The organism is Paracoccus alcaliphilus, assembly GCF_028553725.1.
Lineage (GTDB): Bacteria > Pseudomonadota > Alphaproteobacteria > Rhodobacterales > Rhodobacteraceae > Paracoccus > Paracoccus alcaliphilus.
Genome location: NZ_CP067124.1, coordinates 2180267 through 2197702, shown reverse-complemented (window position 1 = coordinate 2197702; position 17436 = coordinate 2180267). Strand labels below are relative to the sequence as shown.

Genomic DNA, 17436 nt, shown 5'->3' with positions numbered 1-17436 from the left:
GCAGGTTAGCCTTCGTCTCGCAACGTTGGGGAAATGCCGATGCCAGACGACGACCTGATCAGCTTCAAGGACATGTGTGAACGCTTCGAGGTCACCCCAAGGACGTTGCGTTACTATGAGTATATCGAACTGCTCAGCCCCCGTCGCGACGGTCGTTCCCGTTTCTACGGTCCGCGGGAAATCGCCCGCATGACGCTGATCCTGCGCGGACGCCGCTTCGGCTTTTCGCTGGAGGAGATCCGTCAATGGCTGGAAATCTATCAAAAGCAGGGCAGCCGGGAACAGCTGGCTGACTGGATCGGGCGGGCAGACCGCCAGCTGGCGGTGCTGGATCAGCAGATCGCCGAACTGCAAGCCGCGCGGGACGATCTGAAGGCGCTGCGCGACGCCAGCCAGCAGGATTATGACAAGACAACCCCATTGACCGACGACCCGGCATGACCGGCTGCATGTTCGTGACGCTGCGTTGCGCTTACGTTTACGGAAACGTCATCCTAAATAGGTAGGACGAGACGTGGCAGCCGGCCGGGAGGAGAAGGAAAACACGTTCCATGCCAGATGAAGACCTGATGACGATCCGCCAGATGTGCGACACGTTCGACGTCACCCCCCGCACCCTGCGCTTCTATGAGGCGCGAGAGCTGATCTTTCCGGAACGGCGCGGACAGCACCGTCTGTATGATCGGCGCGACCGGGCGCGGCTGACGCTGATCCTGCGCGGCAAGCGTTTCGGCTTCAGTCTGGAACAGATCCGCCAGTTGCTCGAACTCTACGAGCCGGGCGGGGCCAACCAGACGCAGATCGCGGCCGCGCTTGACGCCGCGCGCGCAAGGTTGGCGGACATGGAACGTCAGTATCACGAACTGGAAGGCGCGATCGACGATCTGCGCGGCCAGATCGGTGATGCCGAGGCCCGGCTGGCCGCAAGTCAGGAACAATCCGGAGGATAGATCCCATGCCCAGCTACACCCCACCGACCCGCGATCTGCAATTCATCCTGCATGATGTGCTGCGGCTGTCGCAAAGCGGCCTGCCCGGTCACGAGGATCTGGATCGCGATTTCACCGAAGCCGTGTTCGATGCGGCGGGCAAGCTGTCCTCGGACGTGCTGGCGCCGCTGAACGCGGTCGGCGACCGGCAGGGCTGTCGGCTGGAAAACGGGGTGGTGCGCACGCCTGACGGCTTTGCCGAGGCGTTCGAGGCCGTCAAGGAAGGCGGCTGGACGGCGATGGATTGCGACCCCGAATATGGCGGTCAGGGCATGCCCCATGTGCTGCATGCCGCCACGGGCGAAATGTTCGTGGCCGCGAACATGGCCTTCAACATGTATCAGGGCCTGACCCACGGCGCCTATTCCGCGATCCACACCCACGGCACCGACGCGCAGAAAGCGCTGTATCTGCCGAAAATGGTCAGCTGCGACTGGACCGGCACCATGAACCTGACCGAGCCGCATTGCGGCACCGATCTGGGCCTGCTGCGCACCCGGGCCGAACCGCAGGACGATGGCAGCTATCTGATCACCGGCACCAAGATCTTCATCTCGGCCGGGGATCACGACATGGCCGAAAACGTCATCCATCTGGTGCTGGCCAAAGCACCCGGCGGGGGCGAGGGCACAAAGGGCATCAGCCTGTTCATCGTGCCGAAGGTCCTGGTCAATGACGATGGCTCTCTGGCGGCGCCGAACGGTGTCAGCGTCGGCAATCTGGAAGAAAAGATGGGCATTCACGGCAATGCCACCTGCGTGATGAATTTCGACGGCGCCCGCGGCTGGCTGCTGGGCGAATTGCACAAGGGCATGCGGGCCATGTTCACGATGATGAACGAGGCGCGTCTGGGCGTCGGCCTGCAAGGCTATGCCTGTGCCATTCCGGCCTATCAGGCGGCGGTCGAATATGCCCGCGAACGGCTTCAGGGCCGCGCCGTGACCGGGGCCAAGAACCCCGAAGGCCCCGCCGATCCGCTGATCGTGCATCCCGACATCCGCCGCAGCCTGATGGATCAGAAATCCTTTCTGGAAGGCGCACGGATGCTGACCCTGTGGGGGGCGCATCAGATCGACCGCTCGCGCAATGGCGACGACGATGCCGAGGGGCTGATCTCGCTGCTGACGCCGGTCATCAAGGGCTTTCTGACCGACAAGGGGTTCGAGACCGCGGTGCTGGCACAGCAGGTCTTTGGCGGGCATGGCTATATCGAGGAACAGGGCATGAGCCAGTTCGTCCGCGATGCCCGGATCACCATGATCTATGAGGGCGCGAACGGCGTGCAGGCGCTGGATCTGGTCGGCCGCAAGCTGGCCGCCGACAATGGCAAGCCGCTGATGGCGCTGTTCGGCATGGTCAAGGCCTTCTGCAAGGAACATGGCGAAAACGAGGCGCTGGCCACGGATTTCATCGCGCCGCTGAAAGCCGCGTCCAAGGATCTGCAATCCGCCGCCATGTACTTCATGGAACGCGGGATGAAGAACCCCGACGACGCGCTGGCCGGTTCCTATGACTTCATGCATCTGTTCGGCCATGCGATGCTGGGCTTCATGTGGGCGCAACAGGCCGTCGCCGCGCAATCGGCGCTGGACGAGGGCCGGGGCGACGCAGCGTTCTTCAGGACGAAACTGGCCACCGGGCGTTACTATATGCAGCGGCAACTGCCGATGACGGCAACGCATCTGGCGCGGATCACTTCGGGCGCGGATACCGTGATGGCGCTGGAAGCCGAAGCGTTCTGATCCCGTCCGGCGGCGCGCGTCGGGGTGGAAATGGATTTCTACCCCCGCCAGAACCACGACGCCCCTTGCGCAACCATGACGAACAGGGCGTCATGGACCGGCAACGCACCGGGCGGCCCGCGCCGCCCGGCCCAAGGAGAAGACACGGATGCACCATCGTCCCCAGACCCGTTACCGTTCCACGCTGCTTGCCCTGATGCTGCTGCCCGGCGCCGCTTTCGGACAATCACCCGAGGATATCGCCCGCATCACCGAACTGGCCGGGCAATTCGCCACGGTCACGGAAAACAGCGACATGGCCGGTTCACTGGAGATGCTGCCGCCGACACTGATCGACAGCATCTCGGCGCAGATGAACGTCACCCGCGACGAATATATCGGCCACATGATTCAGGCGGCGTCGCAGAACGCCTCGCTGGTCTCGGTTCGCAGCGTCACTCTGGATACCGATGCCATGACCTGGCACGAGGTCCCGGACGGCAGCAGCTATGCCCTGATCCCGACGCAAAGCGTGGTCGAGATCAGCGACACGCCGGGCGGCCCCCGCTCGACCGTGGTGCAAGAGGTCAGCCAGACGCTGGCGCTGAAGGATCGCGGCGAATGGCATCTGGTGCGGCTGGGCAGCGACCAGCAGCAGGAAAACATCCGCATGGCCTTTCCCGCGCTTTACGATCAGGATTTCCCGCTGCCGCAGATCGAAGAGGTGACGCAATGACCGCGCAACTGTGGTGCTTTGGCGAATCGGGCAATGCCTACAAGGCGGCGCTGACGCTGGAACTGACGGGCTATGACTGGAAGCCGGTCTTTGTCGATTTCTTTCGTGGCGAGACCCGCGACCCGGCCTTCCTGACCCTGAACGAGATGGGCGAGGTGCCGGTTTTCCAGGAGGGCGGCATGACCCTGACCCAGTCGGCGGTCATTCAGCTGCATATCGCGGAAAAGACCGGCACCTGGCTGGACGGCCACCGGGCCGAGATCATGCGCTGGCTGTTCTGGGACAATCACCGGCTGTCGGGTCAGGCCGGCCCGACGCGGTTCCTGATGAATTTCCTGCCGCCCGACAAGTGCCCGACCGAGGCCATCGCCTTCCAGCAAAAGCGCCTGCGCGCCGCCTACAAGACGCTGAACGAGCATCTGGCCGGGCGCGACTGGATCGTGGGACTGAACCCGACCATCGCGGACCTGTCCTGCTGCGGATACCTCTATTACCCCGAACCCTTCGGCTTTCAGCGCGCCGAATGGCCCAATATCGACCGCTGGCTGGATGCGATCGCCGCCCTGCCCGGCTGGAAACACCCCTATGATCTGATGCCCGGCAATCCATCCGACCGGGTCCCGAAGGAGGAAACATGACCGACGCCTATATCTATGACGCCGCCCGGACCCCGCGCGGCAAGGGCCGCCCCGATGGCAGCCTGCACGAGGTCACCTCGCTGGCACTGTCGGCGCGGCTGCTGAATGCGGTCAAGCAGCGCAACGGGCTGGAGGGCCACGCGGTCGAGGATGTGATCTGGGGCAACGTGACCCAGGTCAAGGAACAGGGCGGCTGTCTGGCGCGCTCTGCCGTGCTGGCATCCGATCTGGACGAATCCATTCCCGGTCTGGCGATCAACCGTTTCTGCGCATCCGGCATGGAGGCGGTGAACCTTGCCGCCAACCAGATCCGGGGTGGCGCGGGTGACGGCTATATCGCGGGCGGGGTCGAGATGATGGGCCGCGTCGCCATGGGCAGCGACGGGGCGGCCATCGCCGTCGATCCGTCGCTGGCGATGAAGACCTATTTCGTGCCGCAGGGCATCAGCGCCGACATCATCGCCACCGAATACGGGTTCACCCGCGAACAGGCCGACGCGCTGGCCGTCGAATCACAGCGCCGCGCCGCGCTGGCGTGGCAGGAAGGTCGTTTCGACAAATCCATCGTGCCGGTTCTGGACCAGAACGGTCTGACAATCCTTGATCACGACGAATACATGCGCCCCGGCACCTCGACCGAGGATCTGGGCCGCCTGAAAGCCAGCTTCAAGGACATGGGCGAGGTGATGCCCGGTTTCGACAAGGTGGCGATGCTGAAATATCCGCATCTGGACCATATCGACCATATCCACCATGCCGGGAACAGTTCGGGCATCGTCGATGGGGCGGCGGCGATCCTGCTGGGCAACAAGGAATTCGGCGAGCGTCACGGGCTGAAGCCCCGCGCCCGCATCCGCGCCACCGCCAAGATCGGCACCGATCCGACCATCATGCTGACCGGCCCGGTGCCGGTGACCGAAAAGATCCTGCACGATTCCGGCATGTCGATTTCCGATATCGACCTGTTCGAGGTGAACGAGGCCTTTGCCGCCGTCGTACTGCGCTTCATGCAGGCCTTCGATGTCAGCCCCGATCTGGTCAACGTCAACGGCGGCGCCATCGCGATGGGGCACCCGCTTGGCGCCACCGGCGCGATCATCATCGGCACCCTGCTGGACGAGCTTGAGCGGCAGGACAAGCAGGTTGGCCTTGCCACCCTGTGCATCGCGTCCGGCATGGGCGCGGCCACCATTATCGAACGCGTCTGAGCGGAGGGGAAGATGACCGATTTCACCATGCAGAAGGACGCCGAGGGCGTCGCGATCATCACCTGGGACGTGCCGGGCAAATCCATGAACGTGCTGTCTCTGGAAGGCGCGGCGGAACTGGACGCGCTGATCGGGGACGCGCTGGCCGACGAGGCCGTGAAGGGCATCGTCATCACCAGCGGCAAGAAGGATTTCGCCGCCGGGATGGACCTGAACGTCATCGCCGGAATGCGCGACAATGGCGGTGCGCAGGGCGTCTTTGACGGGATCATGTCGCTGCACCATTCGCTGCGCAAGATCGAGCGTGCGGGCATGGACCCCAAGACGCTGAAGGGCGGCAAGCCCATCGCATCCGCCCTGCCCGGCACCGCGCTTGGCATCGGGCTGGAACTGCCGCTGGCCACGCATCGCATCTTTGCCGCCGACAACCCGAAGGCCAGGATCGGCCTGCCCGAGATCATGGTCGGCATCTTTCCCGGCGGCGGCGGCACCATCCGCCTGTCGCGCAAGCTGGGCGCGATGGGCGCCGCCCCCTTCCTGCTGGAAGGCAAGCTGAGCGATCCGAAAAAGGCCAAGGCCGCAGGGCTGATCGACGAGGTGGTGGCCGATCCGGTCGCCTCGGCCCGGGAATGGGTGCTGAACGCCTCGGATGCCGATCTGGTCAAGCCGTGGGATCAGAAAGGCTACAAGATGCCGGGCGGAGAGCCGTTCCACCCGGCGGGCTTCATGACCTTCGTGGGCGCCAGCGCGATGGTTCATGGCAAGACGATGGGCGTCTATCCCGCCGCCCGGGCGCTGCTGTCGGCGGTCTATGAAGGGGCGCAGGTGCCCTTCGATCAGGCGCTGAAGATCGAGGCGCGCTGGTTCACCAATGTGCTGATGAACCCGTCCTCGACGGCGATGATCCGCAGCCTGTTCATCAACAAGGAGGCGCTGGAGAAGGGCGCCAACCGCCCCGACGCGCCCGATCAGAAGGTCGCCAGGGTCGGCATCCTTGGCGCGGGGATGATGGGTGCCGGCATCGCCTATGTCAGCGCGATGGCGGGAATCCAGGTGGTGCTGATCGACGCGAAACAGGACGCGGCCGAGAAGGGCAAGGCCTATTCCGAAACCCTGCTGGACAAGGCGATCAGCCGCAAGAAATCGACCGAGGAAAAGAAGGCCGAAGTGCTGGGCCGCATTACCGCCACCACCGATTACGCCGCGCTGGAGGGCTGCGACCTGATCGTGGAAGCCGTATTCGAGGATCCCGGCGTCAAGGCCGACGTCACCGCAAAGGCCGAAGCCGTGATCCCGCAGGACGCGATCTTCGCCACCAACACCTCGACCCTGCCGATCAGCGATCTGGCCCGCGCCAGTGCCCGCCCCGATCAGTTCATCGGCATCCACTTCTTCTCGCCCGTGGACAAGATGCTGCTGGTCGAGATCATCAAGGGCCGCGAGACCGGCCCCCGCGCCGTCGCCAAGGCGCTGGATTTCGTCCGCCAGATCCGCAAGACCCCCATCGTCGTGAACGACGCGCGCTTCTTCTATGCCAACCGCTGCATCATCCCCTATATCAACGAGGGCGTGCGCATGGTGGCCGAGGGTGTCAACCCCACGCTGGTCGAAAATGCCGCCAAGATGATGGGCATGCCGCTGGGTCCGCTGCAACTGGTCGATGAAACCTCGATCGACCTTGGCGTCAAGGTCGCCAAGGCGACAAAGGCGGCGATGGGCGATGCCTATCCCGATGGCACGGTCGATGAGGTGCTGTTCTGGATGGCGGATGAGGGCCGGCTGGGCCGCAAGGCCAATGCGGGTTTCTATGCCTATGACGACAAGGGCAAGCGGCAGGGCCTGTGGGAAGGGCTGGACGCGAAATATCCGCGCGCCGGGGACCAGCCCGATCTGCACGATATCCAGCACCGCCTGATGTTCGCCCAGACGCTGGAAGCCGTACGCGCATTGGAGGATGGCGTGTTGGAGGATATCCGCGAAGGCGATGTCGGCGCCATCCTCGGCTGGGGTTTTGCGCCGTGGTCGGGCGGGCCGTTCGCATGGCTGGACATGCTGGGCGCCGCCCGCGCGGTCGAGATCTGCGACCGCCTGACCGCCGCGCATGGCGAGCGTTTCGCCGCCCCCGCCCTGCTGCGCGAGATGGCGGCAAAGGGTCAGGGTTTCTATGAACGCTTTGGCGCGGGCAAGCAGGCCGCCTGAACGCGGCACGATTGCTGCACAGATGACACGCTGAACGAGCGGGGCGAACCATCGCCCCGCTCTGACGTTGAAACGGCACAAAAACTGCCTATGCTGCACCGCGACATGGGTTGAACCGTATTTACCAACCCGGAAGGGCGATTTTGATGACCGATGAAACGCGCCGCCGCGCCGAAGACGCGCAAAAAGCCATTGACGAAGTAACCTCGGTCGTGCTGCCCGAGCGTGCCTCGGACGAGGTCAGGCTGAACGAGGCCGATGCCGGGACCGCGCAGGCGATTCGCCAGCGGATGGACGAGATCGACCTGAAGGATTCGGGCTCGATCGTGCGTTTCGGCACCCGCGCGCAGTCGGGTTTGCAGGAAATCAGCCAGAAGATGCTGGCCGATGTGCGCAGCAAGGATGTCGGCCCCGCCGGTGAAAGCCTGCGCGAAATAGTGACCACCATCCGCGGCTTTTCCACCTCGGAGCTGGACCTGCGCCGCGACCGCAGCTGGTGGGAACGGCTGCTGGGACGCTCGGCCCCGTTCGCGAAATTCGTCGCCAATTACGAGAAGGTGCAGACCCAGATCGACCGCGTGACCGGCGATCTGGAAGGCCATGAACAGCGGTTGCTGAAGGATATCAAATCGCTGGATATCCTCTATGAGCGCACGCTGAACTTCTATGACGAACTGGCGCTGTATATCAGCGCGGGCGAGGAAAAGCTGCGCGAGCTGGACGAAGAGATCATCCCCGCCCGCGCCGCCGAACTGGACGCCGCCGCCGATCCCGATCAGGTGATGGAGGCGCAGGGGCTGCGCGATCTGCGCACGTTGCGCGACGATCTGGAACGGCGCGTCCATGACCTGCGCCTGACCCGGCAGGTGACGATGCAGTCGCTGCCCTCGATCCGGCTGGTGCAGGAAAACGACAAGGCGCTGGTGACGCGGATCAACTCGACGCTGGTGAATACGGTGCCGCTTTGGGAAACCCAGTTGGCGCAGGGCGTCACCATCCAGCGCAGCGCCGAGGCCGCCCGCGCCGTGCGCGAGGCCACCGACCTGACCAATCAGCTGCTGACCCGCAATGCCGAAAACCTGCGTCAGGCCAATACCGCCATCCGCACCGAAACCGAACGCGGCGTCTTTGATATCGAGGCCGTGCGCACCGCCAATGCCGAACTGATCGCCACGATCGAGGACAGCCTGCGCATCGCCGACGAAGGTCGCGCCCGCCGCGCCGCTGCCGAGGGCGAGTTGACCAAGATGGAAGACGATCTGCGCGATGCGCTGGCCTCGGCCACGTCGCACCGGCAGGCGGTGGAAGGGACGGCAGGACGGCAATGATCGCGGTTTCGCCGCCAATATTCCGGCCCTCCGGCCCGCGCTTCCTGCCCGCCATGATGCTGGCGGGGCTGATGATCCTGACTGCCTGCGGCTCGGAAGCGCCACAGATCAGCCCGGTGCCGCCGCCCCCCGCCCGCCCCGAGCGTCCCGAGACCGCCAGTCAGGCCGAGATCCGCAAGGCCCGCGCCGAACGCAACCGCGCCGTGAACCAGGCGGCCGCCTCTGCTGCCGCCCGCGCCAGCGAACGCAGTCTGGCGCAGCGTGGTCATTACGCGCAGGTCGAACGAGAGTTGCTGAAACAGAACCGCCTGCGCCGCGACCGGGTGCCGCAGGATGCCCCCATCGACGCCGAGACCCTGACCCGCAATTTCATGACCGTGGCCCTGCGCGACGAATATGGCGCCGATGGCAGTCATGCCGGGCCGGACGGATTGCCCGCACCGCTGCGCCGCTGGCGCGATCCGGTGCGGCTGCAACTGGAATTCGGCGCTTCGGCCAACCAGCCCCTGCGCGGCATCGTTCTGGGCGAGGTCACCGCCTATGCCGCGCGGCTGGCCGAGATCACCCGCCACCCGGTCAGCGTCACCAGCAGGGGCGGCAATTTCGCTGTTCTGGTGCTGACCGATGACGAACGCCGCGACATCGCCCCCCGGCTGGCCGAACTGGTGCCCGGCATTCCCGCCGCCGATGTCGATACGATCCAGCATCTGTCGCAGGAAAACACCTGCATCGTCTTTGCCTATTCGCAGGGCAGCAATCCGACCTATGCCCATGCCGTCGCGCTGATCCGGGCGGAACTGCCCTCGCTGTTGCGATCCTCGTGCATCCACGAGGAAATCGCGCAGGGGCTGGGGCTGGCCAATGACAGCCTGACCGTGCGCCCCTCGATCTTCAACGATGACGAGGAATTCGCGCTGCTGACCCGCCATGACGAATTGCTGTTGCAGATCCTCTATGACCCGCGCCTGCGCCCCGGCATGACCGAGGCCGAGGCCCGCCCCATCGTGCGCCGGATCGCCGCCGAACTGCTGGGCGAAAACGTCTGACCCCACCTTGACGCGCCTGCCTTTCCGCGCTGGACTGCATCATCGCCGCTGACCCCCGTAAGAAAGGTTCTTCCATGTCCATTTTCGACATTCTGGGCGGAGAGTTCATCGACATCATCGAATGGACCGATGACAGCCGCGACACGATGGTCTGGCGGTTCGAGACCGTGGGCCGCGCCATCAAATATGGCGCCAAGCTGACCGTCCGCGAAGGCCAGGCCGCCGTTTTCGTGCATGAGGGGCAACTGGCCGATGTCTTTGGCCCCGGTCTTTACCTGCTGGAAACCAACAACCTGCCGGTGCTGACGCGGCTGCAACATTGGGACCACGGTTTCCGCAGCCCCTTCAAGTCCGAGGTCTATTTCGTCAGCACCACCCGCTTCAACGATCTGAAATGGGGCACGCGCAATCCGATCATCGCCCGCGATCCCGAATTCGGCCCGGTGCGTCTGCGCGCCTTCGGCACCTATTCGATGCGCGTGACCGATCCGGCGAAATTCATGTCCGAGATCGTCGGCACCGATGGCGAATTCACCCGTGACGAGATCGCCTTCCAGATCCGCAACGTGATCGTGCAAGAGTTTTCCCGCGCCATCGCCGCCTCGAATATCCCGGTTCTGGACATGGCGGCCAACACCGCCGATCTGGCGAAACTGGTGGTCAAGGCCATCGCGCCGACCATCGCCGCCTATGGGCTGTCCCTACCAGAATTTTATATTGAAAACATCAGCCTGCCGCAGGATGTTGAGAAGATGCTGGATAAGCGGACATCTATGGGGATCATCGGCGATCTGGACCGCTTCGGCCAATATGCGGCAGCCGAGGCAGCGCTGAACGCCTCGCAGAATACCGGCGGCGCGGGCGCGGGCATGGGTGCCGCGATGGGGGCGGCAATGGGGATGGGGATGGCCGGTCCCTGGGGCGCACGACCCGCCGCTGGTCCCGCCATCGCCGACCCCACCGCTGGCAACGCGACGCCCCCGCCTTTGCCCGGTCGCACGGTGGAAACCGTCTGGCATGTCGCGCTGGATGGTCAGGCGCAAGGCCCCTATGGGCGCGGCCATCTGGGCCGGATGGTCACCGAAGGCCAGTTCGCCCGCGACACTCTGGTCTGGGCGCCCGGTCAGGATGGCTGGCTGCCCGCCGAGGATGTGCCCGAATTGGCGCAGCTGTTCACCACCCTGCCCCCGCCCCTGCCGCGCTAGGGCCCGATGCCGACCCCGGTTTCGGAACATCGCTATCCCTGCGCGCAATGCGGGGCCAGCCTGCGCTTTCAGCCGGGCCAGCAGATGCTGGTCTGCGACTGGTGCGGCCATCAGCAGCAGATCGGCGACGGCCCCGCCCGCGCGCCTGCGCGCCAGCCCGGCGGCGGGGCCGAGGCGCAGGATGTCCTGCTGACCGATCCCGCGACGGGCCGGGCGCTGCAATGGGATGCGGGTCACAAATCGCCCGAGTTGCAGGAAGTCCCGCTGCAAAAGGGCCTGCGGCTGGACGCCGACAGCGACATTGCCGAGGATATCCGCACCCTCTCCTGCCCCAATTGCGGCGCCCGGATCGAGCTGGAGGGCGCGGCCCATTCCGGCGCCTGCCCCTTCTGCGCCACCCCCGTCGTTGCCGATACCGGCCCCACCCGGCGCATCAAGCCGCAGGGCGTGCTGCCCTTCGTGCTGACCGAAGCGCAGGCCCGCAAGGCGATGGAGGCATGGCTGGGCCGGTTGTGGTTCGCGCCTTCTGGCCTGCTGGCTTACGCCCGGCGCGGACGCCGGATGACCGGCATCTATTCGCCCTTCTGGACCTTCGACGCCCGCACCCAATCGGATTACGCAGGCCAGCGCGGCGATTACTATTACGAGACCGTTTACGTCACCCAGCAGATCAACGGCCGCAGCCAGCGGGTCGCACAGCAGGTCCGCAAGATCCGCTGGCGTCCCGCCTCGGGCCGGGTGGCGCGGGATTTCAACGACGTGCTGGTGCTGGCCTCGGCCTCTCTGCCGCGCCGCTTCAGCGACGGGCTGACGCCGTGGGACCTGTCGCATCTGCAACCCTATCGCCCCGATTATCTGGCCGGGCTGGAGGCCGAGGGCTATACGATCCCGCTGGCCGATGGCCATCAGACCGCCAGACAGGAAATGGCCGGGGTGATCCACATGGATGCCCGCCGCGCCATCGGCGGCGACGTCCAGCGCATCCAGCGGCTTGAAACCGAACACCGGGACGAGACCTTCAAGCATATCCTGCTGCCGGTCTGGACCGCCGCCTATCGCTACAGCGGCAAAAGCTATCGCTTCGTGGTCAACGGTCAGTCGGGCCGGGTTCAGGGCGAACGTCCGTGGTCGGTCTGGAAAATCGCCGCGGCCGCACTCGCCGCTCTGGTAGCGCTAGCGGCTTTGCTGTATCTGGCCCAGACGACGGGCCATATCCAGATCGGCGGATATGCCGTCAGGGGATATTGAGGGAGGCAGACCGATGATCCTGTGTGCGGGCGAATCGCTGATCGACATGGTGCCGGAACAGGGCAGCTTTCGGGCATTGCCGGGTGGATCGGTCTATAACACCGCCATCGCGCTTGGCCGTCTGGACGAGACGACCTCTTACCTCTGGCCGATCTCGCGCGATGCCTTCGGAAAGATGCTCCTTGGCCCGCTGACCGAGGCCGGGGTGGATACCAGCCTCTGCCCGCGCACCGACCGCCTGACCACGCTGGCGGTGGTGACGCTGACCGGCACCGAGGCCCGCTATTCCTTCTATGACGAAGGCTCGGCCGGGCGGATGCTGCATGCGCAGGACATCCCGCCATTGCCCACAGGCATCAGCGCGATCTTCGCCGGAGGCATCAGCCTCGTGCCCGATCCCTGCGGCGCGGCGGTCGAATCGCTGATCGAGCGCCACCACCAGACCCTGCCGGTCATGCTCGACCCCAATATCCGGCCGTTCTTCATCCCGGATCCTGCGGCCTATCGCGCACGGCTGGCCCGGCTGATGGCCATGTCCGACATCGTGAAACTGTCCGCCGACGATCTGGCATGGCTCTGCCCCGACCTGTCCGATGACGAAGCCACCACCTGGGTGCTTAGCCAGGGCCCGAAGATCGTCCTCCGCACCGGCGGCGAATCCGGCGCCCGCGCCTTCTGGCACGGCGGCACGATCAGCGCCCCCGCGATCCGCACCACGGTCGCCGACACGATCGGGGCCGGCGACACCTTCAACGCCGGTGTGCTGGCCAGCCTCCGCCGCCAGAACCTGCTGACGAAATCCGGCCTCGCCCGCATCTCGCCCGCCGGAATGCAGGCCGCCCTGACCCTCGGGGCGCAGGCCGCCGCCATCACCGTCTCCCGCCCCGGCGCCAACCCGCCCTGGGCGCATGAAATGCCGGCCTGAACGCCCCTCGCGCTTCTTCGAAATACTGCGGAGGAGCCACGAAGAAATCGGTAACCGCCCGGCAGGAATGCTTATGAGACCGGCGGACGTCCGGACTTGCCTGCCTTCGGCGCAAGCCAGTCCATGTCCCGGTCCAGCCAGACGAGCAGAGATCCGCGCCGCTTCAGCGCGTCGTTATAGGATTGCCAGTTGGTCGTACCGTAGCGGGCAGGTTCGGGCTTGCTCATGGCAGGCTCTTAACCCACCAGATTCACGCCGTGAATCCCGGATGATGATCAGTTCTGCAACAACGCCCACTGAACCACGCAGACGAGTTCAATGGAAAGGGCATATCCAACGAAATGATTCCCGACTTCATCATGACTCTGTTGCACAAATCGGGTGATGGCCGAGGTTCCCCCTTCCCCGGACGGACTTATCCCACAGCTTCCGTGACGGGTATGCCGAGCGCGGTGTAACCGTTCAGGACAGCGATACGGACCTGGAGTTCGACGACCTGGCGGTCGAAGTCCCGCGCCATGAGGCGCTGGCCCAGCAGTTTCACACAATGCATCTTTGTTTCGATGCGGCTTCGGCGGTGATATCCGCTCCATCGTCGCCAGAGGGTGCGCCCCAGATATTTCGCGGCGCGAAGGGCTTCGTTTCGGGCCATGGCTCCGGCTGTGATAGCTTTCCAGGGCTTCGCGTTCTTGCGGGGCGGGATGACGGCATGAGCGCTGCGGTCGGCGATCGCATCGTGGCATTTGCGCGTGTCGTAAGCGCCGTCGGCGGTGACGCTGCCGATCTCCTGGTCCTCCGGGATTTGACTGAGAAGATCGGGCAGAACGGGCGCATCACCGATGTGGCTCCCGGTGACCTCGACAGCCCTGACCTCCAGCGTTTGCTCGTCGATCCCGAGATGAATCTTGCGCCAGACACGCCGCTTCGGGCCACCGTGCTTGCGCGCATGCCACTCGCCTTCGCCCTCGACCTTGATGCCGGTGCTGTCTATCAGCAGGTGCAACGGCCCTTTGGAACCACGATACGGGATGTTCACGGCGAGGGTCTTCTGACGGCGGGACAGCGTGCTGAAATCCGGCACTGCCCAGTTCAGGCCGACCAGCTGCAGCAAGCTCTCGACGAACCCGGTCGTCTGCCGCAAGGCCATGCCGAACAACACCTTCATCGACAGGCACGTCTGGATCGCGGCATCGCTGTAGCTCTGCTGGCGGCCACGCCTGCCTGACGGCGCGGCATCCCAGCTCATCTCGGGGTCAAACCAGATCGTCAGCGAGCCGCGGCGCTTGAGCGCTTCATTATAGGCTGGCCAGTTCCTGGTCTTGTAGGTCGGGGGCGTGGGTCTGCTCATGAATCACAGCTACCACACTGGATTCACAAGATGAATCCCTCACGGGATTTGTGCAACAGAGCCATCTTGACGCAGAAACCCTGCAATTTGTGATCGCCAATGAAGCCCCATTTCCGGACCGCCGAACAGGATGATCTTCTGCGCCCCAGGCTGGTGGATATGATCGATCCGCGCCACGAGTTGGTGAAGCTCGCGGCGCTGATCGACTGGGAGTTCTTCGAGCGGGAATGGGCCGGGTTCTTCCCCTCGGCGACGGGGCGCCCGGCGACTTCTCCGCGTCTGATCGCCGGGCTGATGTATCTGCAGCATGCGTTCAAGCTGTCGGACGAGGCGGTGGTCGCCCGTTGGGTCGAGAACCCCTACTACCAGCATTTCACCGGCGAGACCTTCTTTCAGCATCGCCCGCCTATTGATCCGTCATCGCTGGTGCGCTGGCGCAAGAGGATCGGTGAGTGAGGCGTGAGCCGCCACTGGTTCAAGGCCACGCCGAACGCGTGGAATGGCTGTTGACCAAGACGATCGAGGCTGGCCGCAGTTCCGGGACGATCACCGACAAGGTCCTGAAACGGGTGGTGGTCGATACGACGGTCATGGAAAAGAACATCGCCCATCCGACGGACGCCCGGCTCTACGAGCGGGCCCGCGCCCTGCTGGTTGGTCTGGCGAAGAGGGCCGGGATCGAACTGCGCCAGAGCTATGCCCGTCTTGCACCGCGGCTGGCGATCCAGGTCGGGCGCTACGCCCATGCCCGCCAGTTCAAACGCATGCGCAAGGCGCTGCGCCAACTCAAGGGCCATGTCGGCCGGGTGCGTCGCGATCTGCGCCGGCACCTGCAGGACATCCCGCAAAGCCCCCTGCGCGAGAGGGTTGTGGACGCCCTCTGGCTGGTCGGCCGCCTGCTGGAACAGGGACCAAAGAGCCGCGACAAGGTCTATTCCCTGCACGAGCCCGAGGTCGATTGCATCTCCAAAGGCAAGGCACGGGTGCGATACGAGTTTGGCACCAAGGTCAGCCTCGCCACGACCCTTGTTGGCGGCCTCATAGTTGGCGCCCGCAGCTTTCCCGGCAATCCCTATGACGGCCACACCCTGGCACCGGCCCTCGAACAGGTCGAAATCCTGACCGATACGAGGCCCACACTCGCCCTGGTCGACCGCGGCTATCGCGGGCATGGCATCGAGACCACCCGCGTCCTGATCAGCGGCCAGCGGCGCGGTATCACCCCGGCGCTGGCGAAGCTCCTCAAACGGCGCAGCGCCATCGAGCCCGAGATCGGCCACATGAAATCAGACGGCAGATTGACCAGATGCCCCCTGAAGGGCAGGATCGGCGATGCGATCTTCGCCGTGCTCTGCGCCTGCGGCCACAACATCCGCAAGATCCTCGCCCATCTCAGGGCCTTTTGGGCCTTCGTCATCCGCTTCATCCTCGGCATCATCGTGGTCGTTAACAGACCACTTCAGATGCAGGGCGCGGCATAACCGCGTTGTTCAGAACCGACTAAGAAATATACTAAAAACGTCGCGGGGGAATGGTGGGCGGTGAGGGATTCGCCCCCCCGACATCTTCGGTGTAAAGCCAGAAATTGCTTTGTCACGCCAGTGCGACTCATGACACCGAACGGCACGAGAATGCAGGTTTCAAGGCTCCGGAAGAACCGACTGAGATGGGCCGCAAAGGCTCAGAGAGGTCTAAAGCATTTCTGTTTTAACCTGCGACATATCCTGCGGCCTTGAAGTAGTTCCAACATTCGCCGGGATCGAAGAGATCACAGACTTCGCCGATGGCCTTGAAGACGTCGGTAAATGTTCTTGCCCCGATCCTGCGCAGGTGCGCCTTGAGTTTTGCGAATGCCATTTCGATGGGGTTCAGGTCCGGCGAATATGGCGGCAGATAGAGAAACCAGCAGCGATGGGCACGCAGAGCCTCGGCAGCCTGCTTGTTGTGGTGGGTGGCAAGGTTGTCGAGGATCACCACGGTACCCGGCTCGATCTCCGGGATCAGGACCTCGCGAACCCAGGTTGCGAAGGCGGGGCCGTCCATTGCGCCCCGGATGCACCAGGGCGCAATCAGGGCATCCGGTGTGAGCCCGGCAATCAGGGTCTGTGTTCCCCAGCTGCCGAAGGGCGCATCCATGGTCAGGCGTGTGCCGCGCAGGGCACGACCCCGCAGACGGGTGAGATTGGTCTTCACTGAGGTCTCGTCTATGAAAACCACGCGTTCCGGCCGATCCGCGATGGCTGGCAAGCGATGCTCGAACCAGTCGGTTCGCCGCTGTCTTACCCTGGCACCACGGCGTTCGGCGGCCACCAGCGACTTTTTTTATAGGTGAACCCAAGCCGCGACAGCAGACTGGCAATGGACGAGTGATGGACACGAACGCCTTCCGCTGCGACCAGCGCGTCCCTGAGTTCGAACAGCGTGATGTCGGGATCCTGTGCGAGCAGTTCCTCGAAAAAGGCCCGGTGCGGGGCAAGCTTTCCATGCCCTTTGGGACGTCCCTGGGGCAATGGTTCGGCATGCCCCCTGGTCCTGATCGCCCGGCCCCAACGTGCTCCGGTCGCCGGCGAGAGTTTCAGCCGCAGCGCCGCCGCCCGACCGCTTAAACCCTCCTCGATATATCGCTGAAACCGCGTCCGGAGGGCCGACGGCAATGGTGCTGACATGATCTATCCTCCCAGACAGAAGGGAATCACGATCCGCGCTGCGACGGAACCCCAAACGATTTAGGGTTCAGTAGAAATGCTTTAATCTCGCGAAATTGGGTTCAATCTTGTACTGGTGACCGGATGGTGACCGCAGTTTCTGATGGTAACCGACGACTGTCCTCGCAATCTGACCGTCA

At 64.4% G+C, this 17436-nt stretch carries 14 protein-coding genes and 2 pseudogenes; 13 read left to right on the top strand and 3 right to left on the bottom strand.

Annotated elements, in window-relative coordinates; all coding sequences use genetic code 11:
• The first annotated feature begins 39 nt into the window (after window positions 1-39).
• From JHW40_RS11235 to JHW40_RS11180, 12 genes are all read left to right on the top strand, one after another.
• Window positions 40-441, top strand: a complete 402-nt coding sequence (locus JHW40_RS11235; protein ID WP_090616379.1) for a MerR family transcriptional regulator — start codon at window positions 40-42, stop codon at window positions 439-441.
• Between the two features lie 110 nt (window positions 442-551).
• A complete protein-coding gene (locus tag JHW40_RS11230; protein WP_244519318.1) occupies window positions 552-950 on the top strand; it encodes a MerR family transcriptional regulator in 399 nt (132 codons plus the stop codon).
• A gap of 5 nt (window positions 951-955) precedes the next feature.
• Entirely contained in the window at window positions 956-2731 is a 1776-nt protein-coding gene (locus JHW40_RS11225) for an acyl-CoA dehydrogenase C-terminal domain-containing protein (RefSeq protein WP_090616383.1), read from the top strand.
• Window positions 2732-2879: 148 nt separating this feature from the next.
• Window positions 2880-3446 (top strand): hypothetical protein, encoded by a 567-nt coding sequence (locus tag JHW40_RS11220; RefSeq protein ID WP_090616387.1) that lies wholly within the window; start codon window positions 2880-2882, stop codon window positions 3444-3446.
• The gene (locus tag JHW40_RS11215; RefSeq protein WP_090616390.1) at window positions 3443-4084 is read left to right on the top strand and encodes a glutathione S-transferase family protein; all 642 of its coding nucleotides are present in this window, start codon (window positions 3443-3445) and stop codon (window positions 4082-4084) included. The genes JHW40_RS11220 and JHW40_RS11215 overlap by 4 nt, the downstream gene beginning before the upstream one ends.
• Window positions 4081-5292: an acetyl-CoA C-acetyltransferase gene (locus JHW40_RS11210; protein WP_090616394.1), complete on the top strand. Its 1212-nt coding sequence runs from the start codon at window positions 4081-4083 to the stop codon at window positions 5290-5292. The genes JHW40_RS11215 and JHW40_RS11210 overlap by 4 nt, the downstream gene beginning before the upstream one ends.
• A 12-nt stretch (window positions 5293-5304) precedes the next feature.
• Window positions 5305-7491: a 3-hydroxyacyl-CoA dehydrogenase NAD-binding domain-containing protein gene (locus JHW40_RS11205; RefSeq protein ID WP_090616400.1), complete on the top strand. Its 2187-nt coding sequence runs from the start codon at window positions 5305-5307 to the stop codon at window positions 7489-7491.
• Between the two features lie 146 nt (window positions 7492-7637).
• A complete protein-coding gene (locus JHW40_RS11200; protein ID WP_090616404.1) occupies window positions 7638-8819 on the top strand; it encodes a toxic anion resistance protein in 1182 nt (393 codons plus the stop codon).
• Window positions 8816-9865 (top strand): DUF2927 domain-containing protein, encoded by a 1050-nt coding sequence (locus JHW40_RS11195; RefSeq protein ID WP_244519319.1) that lies wholly within the window; start codon window positions 8816-8818, stop codon window positions 9863-9865. Before JHW40_RS11200 ends, JHW40_RS11195 begins: the two co-directional genes overlap by 4 nt.
• 74 nt (window positions 9866-9939) lie before the next feature.
• The gene (locus JHW40_RS11190; protein WP_090616407.1) at window positions 9940-11070 is read left to right on the top strand and encodes an SPFH domain-containing protein; all 1131 of its coding nucleotides are present in this window, start codon (window positions 9940-9942) and stop codon (window positions 11068-11070) included.
• 6 nt (window positions 11071-11076) lie between these two features.
• Window positions 11077-12318 carry a TFIIB-type zinc ribbon-containing protein gene (locus tag JHW40_RS11185; RefSeq protein ID WP_090616412.1) on the top strand — a complete coding sequence of 414 codons (1242 nt, stop codon included), beginning with the start codon at window positions 11077-11079 and terminating at the stop codon, window positions 12316-12318.
• A 13-nt stretch (window positions 12319-12331) separates the two neighbouring features.
• Window positions 12332-13243, top strand: a complete 912-nt coding sequence (locus tag JHW40_RS11180) for a carbohydrate kinase family protein (protein ID WP_090616416.1) — start codon at window positions 12332-12334, stop codon at window positions 13241-13243.
• Between the two features lie 77 nt (window positions 13244-13320).
• On the opposite strand, the pseudogene JHW40_RS11175 reads toward JHW40_RS11180, so the two are convergent.
• Window positions 13321-13470, bottom strand: a pseudogene (locus JHW40_RS11175) (IS5/IS1182 family transposase); the annotation flags it as partial.
• 188 nt (window positions 13471-13658) lie between these two features.
• Window positions 13659-14591 carry an IS5-like element ISPlc1 family transposase gene (locus tag JHW40_RS11170; protein ID WP_272848969.1) on the bottom strand — a complete coding sequence of 311 codons (933 nt, stop codon included), beginning with the start codon at window positions 14589-14591 and terminating at the stop codon, window positions 13659-13661.
• Between the two features lie 99 nt (window positions 14592-14690).
• On the opposite strand from JHW40_RS11170, the pseudogene JHW40_RS11165 reads away from it, so the two are divergent.
• Window positions 14691-16072, top strand: a pseudogene (locus JHW40_RS11165) (IS5 family transposase).
• 226 nt (window positions 16073-16298) lie between these two features.
• On the opposite strand, the gene JHW40_RS11160 reads toward JHW40_RS11165, so the two are convergent.
• Window positions 16299-17257 (bottom strand): IS630 family transposase gene (locus JHW40_RS11160; RefSeq protein WP_272848968.1). Its coding sequence is split into 2 segments (ribosomal slippage): window positions 16299-16913 and window positions 16916-17257, totalling 957 coding nucleotides; the frame shifts between segments, so codons are not numbered across the junction.
• Window positions 17258-17436 lie beyond the last annotated feature (179 nt).